At 71.6% G+C, this 11,852-nt stretch carries 12 protein-coding genes; 11 read left to right on the top strand and 1 reads right to left on the bottom strand.

What is annotated here, in order from left to right:
* Positions 1-157 precede the first annotated feature (157 nt).
* From ACIWQI_RS15975 to ACIWQI_RS15965, 3 genes are read left to right on the top strand one after another with little or no spacing between them, the layout of a single operon-like run.
* Positions 158-1,345 (top strand): acyl-CoA dehydrogenase family protein, encoded by a 1,188-nt coding sequence (locus ACIWQI_RS15975; RefSeq protein ID WP_396658933.1) that lies wholly within the window; start codon positions 158-160, stop codon positions 1,343-1,345.
* Positions 1,342-2,262, top strand: a complete 921-nt coding sequence (gene mmsB / locus ACIWQI_RS15970; protein ID WP_396658931.1) for a 3-hydroxyisobutyrate dehydrogenase — start codon at positions 1,342-1,344, stop codon at positions 2,260-2,262. The genes ACIWQI_RS15975 and mmsB overlap by 4 nt, the downstream gene beginning before the upstream one ends.
* Positions 2,259-3,035 (top strand): enoyl-CoA hydratase, encoded by a 777-nt coding sequence (locus ACIWQI_RS15965; protein WP_396658929.1) that lies wholly within the window; start codon positions 2,259-2,261, stop codon positions 3,033-3,035. The genes mmsB and ACIWQI_RS15965 overlap by 4 nt, the downstream gene beginning before the upstream one ends.
* 23 nt (positions 3,036-3,058) lie before the next feature.
* On the opposite strand, the gene ACIWQI_RS15960 is transcribed toward ACIWQI_RS15965, so the two are convergent.
* A complete protein-coding gene (locus ACIWQI_RS15960) occupies positions 3,059-3,595 on the bottom strand; it encodes a MarR family winged helix-turn-helix transcriptional regulator (RefSeq protein ID WP_396658928.1) in 537 nt (178 codons plus the stop codon).
* A gap of 176 nt (positions 3,596-3,771) precedes the next feature.
* Between ACIWQI_RS15960 and ACIWQI_RS15955 the strand changes: the two genes are divergently transcribed.
* From ACIWQI_RS15955 to ACIWQI_RS15920, 8 genes are all read left to right on the top strand, one after another.
* Complete coding sequence (locus ACIWQI_RS15955) at positions 3,772-4,548, top strand: electron transfer flavoprotein subunit beta/FixA family protein (RefSeq protein ID WP_396658926.1); 777 nt, start codon at positions 3,772-3,774, stop codon at positions 4,546-4,548.
* Between the two features lie 13 nt (positions 4,549-4,561).
* A complete protein-coding gene (locus ACIWQI_RS15950) occupies positions 4,562-5,539 on the top strand; it encodes an electron transfer flavoprotein subunit alpha/FixB family protein (protein WP_396658924.1) in 978 nt (325 codons plus the stop codon).
* Between the two features lie 452 nt (positions 5,540-5,991).
* Positions 5,992-7,242 carry a cytochrome b/b6 domain-containing protein gene (locus ACIWQI_RS15945; protein WP_396658923.1) on the top strand — a complete coding sequence of 417 codons (1,251 nt, stop codon included), beginning with the start codon at positions 5,992-5,994 and terminating at the stop codon, positions 7,240-7,242.
* A 3-nt stretch (positions 7,243-7,245) separates the two neighbouring features.
* Entirely contained in the window at positions 7,246-8,118 is an 873-nt protein-coding gene (locus tag ACIWQI_RS15940) for an alpha/beta fold hydrolase (protein ID WP_396658921.1), read from the top strand.
* Positions 8,115-8,936 (top strand): MBL fold metallo-hydrolase, encoded by an 822-nt coding sequence (locus tag ACIWQI_RS15935; protein WP_396658920.1) that lies wholly within the window; start codon positions 8,115-8,117, stop codon positions 8,934-8,936. Before ACIWQI_RS15940 ends, ACIWQI_RS15935 begins: the two co-directional genes overlap by 4 nt.
* A 64-nt stretch (positions 8,937-9,000) precedes the next feature.
* Positions 9,001-10,290 (top strand): sensor histidine kinase, encoded by a 1,290-nt coding sequence (locus ACIWQI_RS15930; RefSeq protein WP_396658918.1) that lies wholly within the window; start codon positions 9,001-9,003, stop codon positions 10,288-10,290.
* On the top strand, positions 10,278-10,970 hold the full coding sequence (locus tag ACIWQI_RS15925) for a response regulator (protein WP_396658916.1): 693 nt from the start codon (positions 10,278-10,280) through the stop codon (positions 10,968-10,970). Before ACIWQI_RS15930 ends, ACIWQI_RS15925 begins: the two co-directional genes overlap by 13 nt.
* A complete protein-coding gene (locus tag ACIWQI_RS15920) occupies positions 10,967-11,833 on the top strand; it encodes a DUF4097 family beta strand repeat-containing protein (protein WP_396658915.1) in 867 nt (288 codons plus the stop codon). The genes ACIWQI_RS15925 and ACIWQI_RS15920 overlap by 4 nt, the downstream gene beginning before the upstream one ends.
* Positions 11,834-11,852 lie beyond the last annotated feature (19 nt).

Raw genomic sequence — 11,852 nt, 5'->3', positions numbered from 1 at the left:
ACGATCATCGAGCGGCTCTGAGCGCACCGCTGAGTGGCACGGGGTGACCTCGATTGCGCAGATACATGGACGTCCTAGTATCATGTAGGAGTGCCGACGAAGGCACGCCGGCGCTCCCCACGAACGGAGCCGGCTCCCCACCGCAGAGGAGACCCCCATGGTGATGACCGCTCAGCAGAGCGCACAGCCCACCGTCCTGTCCGATGAAGAGCGTGGCGCGATGCTCGAAGCCGTGCGGGAGTTCGCCCGCACCGAGCTGGAGCCGCATGCCCAGGAGTGGGACGAGCAGAAGGTCTTCCCGCGCGAGACCATCCGCCGCGCGGGTGAACTCGGACTCGGCGGCGTCTACGTCGGCGAGCAGCACGGCGGATCGGGCCTCGCCCGCCGGGACGCCGTCGCCCTCTTCGAGCAGCTCGCCCAGGGCGACCCCTCGATCGCCGCGTACATCTCGATCCACAACATGGTCGCCTGGATGATCGATTCGTACGGCTCTGACGAGCAGCGGGCCGAGTGGCTGCCGCGTCTCACGGCGATGGAGGTGTTCGGCGCCTACTGCCTGACCGAGCCGGGCGCAGGATCGGATGCGGCGGCCATCACCACGACCGCGATCGCAGACGGGGACGACTACGTCATCACCGGCGTCAAGCAGTTCATCTCCGGCGGAGGGGAGGCCGGCGTCTACGTCGTGATGGCTCGCACCGGCTCCTCGACGGGCAGCGGCGGCGCCCGCGGCATCACCGCGTTCATCGTGCCGGACGGCACCCCCGGCCTGTCGTTCGGTGCGAACGAGAAGAAGATGGGGTGGAACGCCCAGCCCACCCGCCAGGTGGTCTTCGACGAGGTGCGGGTGCCGGCGTCGGCAGTCCTCGGCGAGCTCGGGCAGGGATTCAAGATCGCGATGAACGGCCTCAACGGCGGCCGCCTCAGCATCGCGGCGTGCTCGCTGGGCGGGGCTCAATGGGCACTCGACCGCGCCGTGCGGTACGTGCACGAGCGCTTCACCTTCGGCGAGCCTCTCGCCGAGCGGCAGAACGTCGTGTTCACGCTCGCCGACATGGCCACAGAGCTGCAGGCCGCCCGCGCCCTGCTGCGGGATGCGGCGATCGCTCTGGATGAGAAGGCGCCGGATGCCGTGGCGCTGTGCGCGATGGCGAAGCGCTTCGCGACCGACGTCGGATTCCGCGTCGCCAACGACGCGCTTCAGCTGCACGGCGGCTACGGCTACCTTCAGGAATACGGGATCGAGAAGGTCGTCCGCGACCTGCGCGTCCACCAGATCCTTGAGGGGACGAACGAGATCATGCGGGTCGTCATCGGCCGGCACGTCCTGGAGGGTGCACAGTGAAGATCGCTTTTCTCGGCCTCGGGCACATGGGTCTGCCCATGGCCCTCAGCCTGTCCGGCGCCGGGCACGAGGTCTCCGGCTTCGACGTGTCGGCCGCCTCGCTCGACGCTGCCGCGCAGTCCGGGCTGGCGATCGCCGCATCCGGGGTCGCCGCGGCCCGCGACGCCGAGGTCGTCATCACGATGTTCCAGACCGGGCGCCAGGTGCTCGACGCCTACACCGGCGCGGGCGGCGGCGGCGGTCTGCTGGAGGCCGCCGCACCGGGCACCCTGTTCCTGGACTGCTCGACGATCGCGGTCGATGAGGCGCAGGCCGCGCACGAGCTCGCCACAACGGCAGGGCATCGGATGCTGGATGCGCCGGTGTCGGGCGGAGTCGTGGGCGCAGAGAACGCCACACTCGCCTTCATGGTCGGCGGATCGGAGGTCGACTTCGAAGCGGCGCGGCCGCTGCTGGAGGCCATGGGTCGCCGCGTCGTGCACTGCGGCGGACCCGGTCTCGGTCAGGCCGCGAAGATGTGCAACAACATGATCCTCGCCGTCTCCCAGATCGTCGTCGCCGAGGCGTTCGTGCTGGGGGAGCGGCTCGGTCTGTCGCATCAGGCGTTGTTCGACGTGGCATCCAACGCCTCGGGTCAATGCTGGGCGCTGACGACCAACTGCCCGGTCCCCGGTCCTGTGCCCACAAGTCCGGCGAACAACGACTACCGGCCCGGCTTCTCCGGCGCCCTCATGGCCAAGGACCTCGGCCTCGCCGAGCAGGCTGTGGGGCTGACCGGGGTGGAGGCGCGGATGGGTATGCTCGCCCGGGAGATCTATCGCGAGTTCGCGGAAGGCGACGGCTCGCGACAGGACTTCTCCGGCATCATCAACACCATCCGTGCCGAGAGCGCGGGCGGCGACGAGAGGACGGCATGACCGACTACGAGACGATCCTGGTCGAGACCCGAGGCCGGGTCGGATGGATCACCCTCAACCGGCCCGAGGCGCTCAACGCGCTGAACTCGCAGGTGAAGTTCGAGGTGGTCGACGCCGCCGAGACGTTCGACGCCGACCCCGGGATCGGGGCGATCGTGCTGACCGGCTCGGAGCGCGCGTTCGCCGCGGGCGCCGACATCAAGGAGATGGAGTCCAAGACCGGCCTCGACATGGTGATGGACGACCACTTCGGCGCCTGGTCCCGATTCGCGGCCGTGCGCACGCCGGTGATCGCCGCGGTGTCGGGCTACGCGCTCGGCGGCGGCTGCGAGCTGGCGATGATGTGCGACATCATCCTCGCCGCCGACTCGGCGAAGTTCGGGCAGCCCGAGATCAATCTGGCGGTGATCCCCGGCATGGGCGGCACGCAGCGCCTCATCCGCGCCGTGGGGTACTACAAGGCCGCGGAGCTGATCCTCACCGGGCGGATGATGGATGCCGCCGAAGCCGAGCGCGCCGGCCTCGTGTCGCGGGTGGTCGAGGCATCCGCTCTGCTCGAGGAGGCAGGGAAGACCGCCGAGGCGATCGCTTCCAAGTCGCTGCCGTCGGTCTATGCCGCCAAGGCCGCGCTGGATGCCGCGATGGAGACCACGCTCGCCGAGGGTCTGCGCTTCGAGTCCCGCGTCTTCGCCGCCCTGTTCGACACACAGGATCAGAAGGAGGGCATGGCCGCGTTCCGCGAGAAGCGCGCCCCCGACTTCACCCACCGCTGAGCCGGTCGCGCCGGCGGACCCGCTCAGAGAGCGTCGGGGATCGGCCGCGGGTCCTCGAAGTCGCCGGCATCGCGACGCATGCGTGCGATCAGGCGAACGACTTCGTCGGTGTCGGCACGACTGAGCCCGGGCTTCTCGAAGACCTCCGCGTTGAGGGCGTCGGTCGCCTTCTCGCTCAGCTCGCGGCCGGATTCGGTCAGCACCACCAGCACGGCGCGGCCGTCGGTGGGGTGCGGTTCGCGGCGGACGTGACCGGATGCCTCGAGCCGGTCGACCGTGTTGGTCACGCTGGTGGGGTGCACCTGGAGGCGCGCGGATGCCGAAGCCATCGGCATCCGCTCCGCCCGCGAGAAGCGCAGTAGCGTCAGCAGCTCGTAGCGGGCGAACGTGAGCCCGAACGGCCGCAGCGTCTCATCGACCCGGGCCTGCAGGATCTGCTGGGCACGCGTGATCGAGGTGACCAGCGCCATGCCCGCTGCGGCATCCTCCCACCCGTGCGCCAGCCATTGCCGTTTCGCCTCGGCGATCGGATCGACCTGAAGGCGCTTGATCCGTGCCATCGCACCCCCTTCCGCAGCATCCAGGCTACCGGTGCGACCGCGATCCGCTCGGTTCTCCCGGGCTCGCGCGAATGTATACACAGGCTTGCAATCCGTGCGGTCCCGGTCGACATCCCTGGCCGATTGGGTACATTGACACGCCGCCGATAGAATCGCGCAAGGCGTGAGGAGTGCTCGTGAAGATCATCGTTCTGGTCAAGGAGGTCCCCGACACGTACGGGGACCGCAAGCTGAGCCTGGAGACGGGTCTGGCCGATCGCGCCGCGTCCGATGCGGTGCTGGACGAGATCGGGGAGCGCTCGATCGAGGTGGCGCTCTCGTTCGCGGACAAGAACCCCGACACCGAGGTGGTCCTGCTCTCGATGGCGCCGGAATCGGCGGCGGGTTCGATCCGCAAGGGCCTGGCGATGGGGGCGAGCTCTGCCGTGCAGGTCGTGGACGAGCGTCTGTCGGGCGCGGACGTCGGGTTGACGGCGAAGGTGCTCGCCGCGGCGATCGAGCGCACCGGGTTCGACCTGGTGATCGCGGGCAACCAGTCCACGGACGGGTCGGCCGGTGTGGTGCCGGCGATGGTGGCCGAGCTGCTGGGCGTGCCGCAGCTGACCGGGCTTGCGGCCGTGGAGATCACGGATGCCGGGGTCTCGGGGTCGCGGGCGACCGACGACGGGGTCGCGCAGGTGTCGGCGGGGCTGCCGGCGGTGATCTCGATCACGGAGGCGCTCCCGGATGCCCGGTTCCCGAACTTCAAGGGGATCATGGCGGCGAAGAAGAAGCCGTTCGAGGTGCTGAGCCTGGACGATCTGGGTGTGACGGTCGATGAGGCGGGGGTGCCGCACGAGATCATGACCGCGGTGTCGGAGAAGCCGCCGCGGGGTGCCGGAGTGAAGATCACGGATGAGGGCGACGCGGGCGTGCAGCTGGCCGAGTTCCTGATCTCGAACCGGCTGGCGTGAGAGGGCGTGTGCGATGACGTTTGCGGATGATTCGATCCTGGTGCTGCTGGATGTGACGCCCGGCGGCGAGCTGGCGAAGTCGAGCGCGGCTCTGTTGGGCGCGGCGGCGGGCGTCGGCACTCCGGTGGCGCTGGTGGTCGCGGCCGACGAGGCCCAGCAGCAGCTGGTGCAGGATGCCGCGGGCCTGGGCGCGACGCACGTGCTGACCGCCGCCGGCGATCCGGCGCGGCTGACCGTGCCGGTCGTGGACGCGCTGGCGGCGGCGGCCGAGCAGGTGCGGCCGGACGCGATCCTGATCTCGAACTCGGTGGACGGGCGGGATGTCGCGGGTCGGTTCGCCGCGCGCACCGCCGCCCCGATCGCGGTGGACGCCATCGGAGTGTCCCGCGACGACGAGGGCGTGATCGCGCACCACTCGGTGTACGGGGGGGCGTACAACGTCGATTCGGCCGCGACCTACGGGCCGCTGGTGATCACGGTGCGTCAGGGCGCCGTGGACGCGCGCGCCCAGGCGCAGCCGGTGCAGACCACCGCCCTCGAGGTCGCCGAGTCCGGCCGGCCCGCGGGGAGCGTGACCTCGTTCGAGGAGGCGGTGGCGACCTCGTCGCGGCCCGAGCTGCGGGGTGCGGCCAAGGTCGTCTCGGGCGGCCGGGGTCTGGGCTCGGAGGAGAAGTTCGCGCTCGTGGAGGAGCTGGCCGACACGCTCGGCGCGGCGATCGGCGCGTCGCGGGCTGCGGTGGATGCCGGTTACATCCCGTACGCGCACCAGGTCGGGCAGACCGGGGTCTCGGTGTCGCCGCAGCTGTATGTGGCGCTCGGGATCTCGGGCGCGATCCAGCACCGGGCGGGGATGCAGACCGCCAAGACGATCGTCGCGATCAACAAGGACCCGGATGCCCCGATCTTCGAGATCGCGGACTTCGGCGTGGTCGGCGACCTGTTCACCGTGGTGCCGCAGCTGATCGAGACCCTCAAGCAGAAGAAGCAGTAGGCATGGCCACCAGCTCGCGTACGCTGCGCCGGGGCCTGCCGCGGGTTCCCGGCGGCGAGCCCTGGCCGCCCGCCGGCGAGGCGCCGATCACGGCCGCCCCCGTGACTCCTCCGGTCGTTGAGCGAGCGGAGCGAGACGAAACGCCCCGCACCGAGGCGCCGGTGGGCGTTTCGACTCCGGCGCCTGTGGCGCCGTCGCTCAACGACCGGGAAGCGGGGTCCGCTCCGGCCGCCGAAGCGCCGGTGGGCGACCGGGATGCCGCGGCGTCCGTCGCGATCCGCCGGGGCCTGCCGCGCGTGCCCGGCGGGGAGCCGTGGCCGCCTGCCGGCACTGCGCCGGTGAGTGGCGTTTCGTCTCCGGCGCCTGCGGCGCCGTCGCTCAACGACCGGGAAGCCGCGGACCGGGAGGATGAAGCGCCCTCCGCGCCGGCCGCTCGGGAAGCCGAAGCGCCCGTGGCGCAGGCAGCCGTCACGGCTTCCGACACCCCGATCCGCCGGGGCCTGCCGCGCGTCTCGGGAGGGGAGCCCTGGCCGCCCGCCGGCTTCGCCCCGGCCGCCCCCGCCCCCGAGCCTGCCTCGGTCCCCGAGCTTGTCGAGGGGCGCCCCGAGGCAGCACCGGTGCCGGTCGCGGCGCAGGTGGCCGCGGCATCCCCTGCCCCGACCATCGAGGGGCCGCTCCCGTTCACGCCCACCGTGTACGCGACGCCCGCCTCCGACCGCTGGAACGCGGACCGGGTGGCGCGGCGGGGGAAGACGCCGATCGCGCCCGCCCAGCCGCAGCGGTACGGGCGGTTCACGAAGCTGCAGTGGACCGGCGCGATCATCGTCGCCGGCGCCGGGCTGCTGGTGGCCGCTGCGATGGCGGTGCTGTTCGTGCGCTGGTTCCTGAGCCTGGGCTTCATGCAGGACTTCCTCGCCGCCTTCCCCGGCGAGTACCACCTGCCGGCCTCCGCACCGGTGGGCTTCCCCGCGTGGCTGGGGTGGCAGCACTTCTTCAACATCTTCCTGATGGTGCTGATCATCCGCTCCGGGATCAGGATCCGCACCGAGAAGCGGCCGACGGCGTTCTGGACGCCGCGCCGCGACCCGAAGGGCAAGGTCAGCCTGACGATCTGGTTCCACCAGTCGCTGGACATCCTGTGGCTGGTCAACGGGATCATCTTCGTCGTGCTGCTGTTCGTGACCGGACAGTGGATGCGGGTCATCCCGACCAGCTGGGAGGTGTTCCCCAACGCGCTGTCGGCGGCGCTGCAGTACGTCTCGCTGGACTGGCCGACCGAGAACGGCTGGGTCAACTACAACTCCCTGCAGCAGCTCGCGTACTTCACGACGATCTTCCTGGCCGCGCCGCTCGCCGCGATCACCGGCTACCGCATGTCGGGCATGTGGCCGAAGAACGCGAAGGGCCTGAACAAGGCGTACCCGATCGAGTGGGCCCGGGCCGTGCACTTCCCGGTGATGATCTATTTCGTGCTGTTCATCCTCGTGCACGTCACCCTCGTGTTCGCCACCGGAGCGCTGCGGAACCTGAACCACATGTTCGCCGCACAGGGCAGCATCGACCCGAACGCCTACGCCGACAACTGGGCCGGGTTCTGGATCTTCGTCGCCGCCATGGCCGTGGTCGCGGCCGGCTGGATCGCAGCACGCCCGCTCGTGCTCGCCCCCATCGCCCGCCTGTTCGGAACCGTCAGCGGACGCTGACGGATGACTGCAGCCCGGCCCGCAGGCGACATCTCCCGCAGTGCGGTGGACGTGGACTCCGCGGGCCTGACCCTCGTCGGTGATCGCTGGCTGCCGCCCGGGCCGTCCCGCGGCGCGGTGCTGCTGCTGCACGGCGGGGGCCAGACGAGGCATTCGTGGCGCCGCACCGGCGAGCGCCTGGCGCGGGCCGGCTGGACGGCCTACGCGTTCGATGCCCGCGGCCACGGCGACAGCGGCTGGGCGCCGGACGGCGACTACTCCGCATCGGCCCTGGTCGCCGATGCGCGGAGACTGGTCGCCCACATCGGCGCGCGGCCGGTCATCGTGGGCGCGTCGATGGGCGGCATGACGGCGCTCGTCGGCGAGGGTGAGCACGGCGACCTGGCGACCGGTCTCGTGCTCGTCGACATCGTCGCCGACCCCGAGCCGGCCGGCGTCGCGCGCATCCAGAAGTTCATGGGCTCGGCGCCGGACGGCTTCGCGACGCTCGAGGAGGCCGCCGACGCGATCGCCGCCTACAACCCGAACCGGCCGAGGCCCCCCTCGACCGAGGGCCTGCGCAAGAACCTGCGTCAGGGCCCGGACGGACGCTGGCGCTGGCACTGGGACCCGAGGTTCCTCCGCGAGGGCAGCGAGCCCGCGCGCGAGCTGAGAACCCGGCGATTGGCGAGCGCGGCGGAGAAGGTGAGGGTGCCGACGCTGATCATCCGCGGGGCCAACTCCGACATCGTCAGCGCGCAGGGAGTCGAAGACATGCTCCGGCTGATCCCCCACGCCGAGGTCGTCGAGGTCGGTGCGGCAGGGCACATGATCGCCGGCGACGACAACGACGTGTTCACCGTCCGGCTCACCGACTTCCTGGAGCAGCTGCCGTGAGCGGCGCGGCACCGCAGACGCAGCGCTGGACGGCGCTGGCGACGCGCGTTCTCGCACCCAACGCCGGACCGATGACCCTGGACGGCACCAATTCGTTCGTACTGCGGGCGCCCGGGGCCGACACGGCCGTCGTCGTCGACCCCGGACCGGAGGACGCCGCGCACCTCGAACTGCTCGCGGCGCACGCGCGCGTGGAACTCGTCCTCCTGACGCATCACCACGCGGATCACTCCGAGTCGATCCACACGTTCGCATCGATGACCGGGGCACCCGTGCGGGCGGCCGACCCGCGGCTGTGCGTCGGCGCCGGGCCCCTCGAGGACGGTGCCGAGATCACCGTGGCGGGATGCCGCATCCGCACCGTGGTGACGCCGGGCCACACGGCGGACTCGGTGTGCTTCCACCTTCCCGACGACGCCGCCTTCAGCGGCGAGCCGATGCCGGCCGGCTCGATCCTCACCGGCGACACGATCCTCGGGCGCGGCACGACGATCATCGCCGAGGACGGCAGCCTCACCGACTACCTGATCTCGCTCGAGCGGCTGCGTGCGCTCGGCGCCGCGCAGGTCCTCCCCGCGCACGGGCCGGCGCTGCCCGATCTGGTCGCGATCTGCGACGCGTATCTCGCCCACCGGCGCGAGCGGCTGACCGAGGTCGAGGCGGCGCTCGCGTCGCTCGGGGTCCGGGCGGCGACCGATGACGAGACCGTCGCCCGCGTGGCGGACGTCGTGTACCCGCAGGTGGATGCCCGCATCCGGTTCGCCGCCGAGGCCTCGACGCGCGCGCAGCTGGAGCACCTCGCGCGGCCCGGGGGATAACCCGACCAGAACCGTCCGGCTGCCCCCGAGGCGGGGACGGATGCCGCGCCCTACCGTTGATGGCATGACCACTGCTGCGGCGCCTGCGGCGCCATCCCCCACGACATCGGCACGGCCCCGCGTGGCGTCTCCTCTGCGCGTCGCCGGCGCCATCGCGCAGATGGCGGCGCTCGCCGTCGTCGGCCCCGCGCTGTTCACCGTCCTCATCACGCTGCTGGCCACCGGCATCGGGCTCATCCCGATCTTCGGCATCGGACTGCTGCTGGTGCTCGCAGGCGTCTATGTGCTCTACGCCATGTCGTGGCTCGAGCATGCCCGGGTCGAGGGCCTGTACGACTTCGGTCTCGCACTCCCGCTGCCGCGACGCAGCGGACGCCCCGGCTTCGGCGGATTCCTGCGCACGGTCTGGCAGCAGTTCATCGACGGCGCCACCTGGCGCGGCATCGCGAGCCTCGCCGTGTCGACGATCCTGGGCTTCGTCGTGCTCGCCCTCATCAGCGGGTTCGCCTCGGGCGTCGTCCTCGCCTTCGCGCCGCTGTTCGCGAGCACGGACGAGATCAGCCTGTTCGGCACGGGCCTGAGCATCCCCGTGGGCTGGGGAGTGGCCGCCGGCATCGTGCAGGTGCTCATCGGAGCGGCAGGTCTCGTCGGCCTGGGCATCCTGCACGGCATCCTCGCCCGGGCCATCCTCGTGCCCTCGCAGGAAGCGCAGCTCGCCGAAGCGGCGCGGGCATCGTCCGCGCAGCGCGACGGCGCCGTGCGCGCGGCGGACGTCGAGCGCACCCGCATCGAGCGCGATCTCCACGACGGCGTCCAGCCGCGGCTGGTCTCCGTCGGCATGACACTGGGCCTTGCCCAGCAGAAGATCGAGTCCGATCCGGATGCCGCGAAGGAGCTCATCTCCGAGGCGCACACGTCGACGAAGGCCGCGATCACCGAGCTGCGGCAGCTGGCCCGCGGCATCCACGCGTCCGTGCTGGACGACCGCGGTCTCGACGCCGCCCTGTCGGCGCTGGTGGCCCGCTCGCATGTGCCGGTGCAGGTCGATGTGCGGCTCGACGGCCGCTGCAGCCGCACCGCCGAGGCGGCCGTGTACTTCGCGATCGCCGAGGCCCTGACCAACGCGGCCAAGCACGCCCGCGCCGGCAGCGCCCGCGTCGTGGTGCGCCTGCGCGACGGGAACACGCTGTGGGCCCGAGTCGAGGACGACGGCATCGGCGGCGCGACCATCGTCCCCGGCGGCGGCCTGGACGGCATCATGAACCGCGTGCTCGCCGCGGGAGGCCAGGCACGCCTGGACAGCCCCGCCGGCGGCCCCACGAGCCTGGAGGTGAGCGTCCCGTGCGCATCCTGATCTGCGAGGACTCGACCCTGCTGCGGGAGGGCCTGGTGCGACTGCTCGAAGACGCCGGCCACGAGGTGGTCGCCGCGCTCCCCGACGCCCAGCACCTCGAGCGCAGCGTCGCCGAATCGGCGCCTGACCTGTGCATCCTCGATGTGCGGCTGCCCCCGACGTGGACCGACGAGGGCATCAGGGCGGCGCTGAAGCTGCGCGAGGAGCGCCCCGAGCTCGCGGTGCTCGTGCTCTCGCAGTATGTCGAGGAGCGCTACGCCGCCGACCTCATCGCCGGCAAGGGCGGGGCGCTCGGCTACCTCCTCAAGGACCGGGTGACGGATGTCTCCGAGTTCCTCGAGTCGGTCGAGCGCATCGGCCAGGGGGCCACCGTGCTCGACCCCGAGGTGGTCGCGCAGCTGCTGAACCGGCGCAGCCGGGACGAGCGGATGCAGCGGCTCACCGAGCGCGAGGCCACCGTGCTCGCGCTGATCGCGGAGGGCCGGTCGAACCAGGCGATCGCCCGCGCCCTGTACATCACCGAGGGAAGCGTCGAGAAGCACGTGACGGCGGTGTTCCAGAAGCTCGACCTCGAGCCCGACGAATCCGGCAACCGGCGCGTGCTCGCCGCGATCGCACACCTCGAACAGCACGGCGGCACCCCGCCGGCAGGACCCACACAGACAGGAATGAATCGATGACCACGCCCCTCACCCCTCCTCCGGCGCCCCCGGCCGCTCCCGTGCCACCGGTGCCGCAGGCATCCGCTGCACCCCCGCGCGGGCCGTCGCCGGCCGGGCGCGTGATCGCGATCCTCGCGATCGTGCTCGGCGCGATGATCGTGCTGGGCGCCGTGTTCAGCGCCGTCACCTCGACGATCGCGTCGGCGCTCGTGCGCACCGATTCGCGCAGTCTCGCGGTGGGCACGGTGTCCGACCTCGACATCGACCTGTCGGCCGGGCGGTTCGACGTCGTCTTCGACGCCGGCATCCGGGATGCCCAGCTCGAGGTGACGAGCACGTTCGGCGCCGACTCCTGGACCTTCGCGGTCGAGGGCGACACGCTCACGGTCGGCTCGCCCCACCGCCTCTTCGGGCCGGCATGGTGGTTCGGCGGCTCGGGACGCGCCGTGCTGCGCCTGCCCGCGTCGCTGCAGGGCCTCGACGCCGAGTTCGACATCTCGGCGGGCGACGTCAGCGCGACCGGGGAGTTCGGCGACGTGGACGTGCAGCTGGGAGCCGGTGCGATCACGCTGAACGGCACGGCGCGACAGCTGGGACTCAACCTCAGCGCCGGCTCGGCCGATGTCGCACTGGCCGACGTGCGCAGCGCCGAGCTCACCGTGAGCGCCGGCTCGGTCACGTCGCAGTTCTCCGGCGCGCAGCCGCAGTCCATCGTCGTCGGCGTCAGCGCCGGCTCGGTCGACCTGCGGGTGCCCGAGGGCGACTACGACGTGCGCTCCAACGTCAGCGCCGGCGACTTCGATAGCCGCATCCCCGCCACGCGGGGGGCCGCGAGCACGATCGACGTGCGCATCTCGGCGGGATCGGTGAGCCTGCGCTGATCCGCCCGAGCGCGGCGGG

The organism is Microbacterium sp., from assembly GCF_044508325.1.
Lineage (GTDB): Bacteria > Actinomycetota > Actinomycetes > Actinomycetales > Microbacteriaceae > Microbacterium.
Note: the sequence above shows the minus strand (reverse complement) of the source record. Positions and strands in the feature narration are given on the sequence as shown.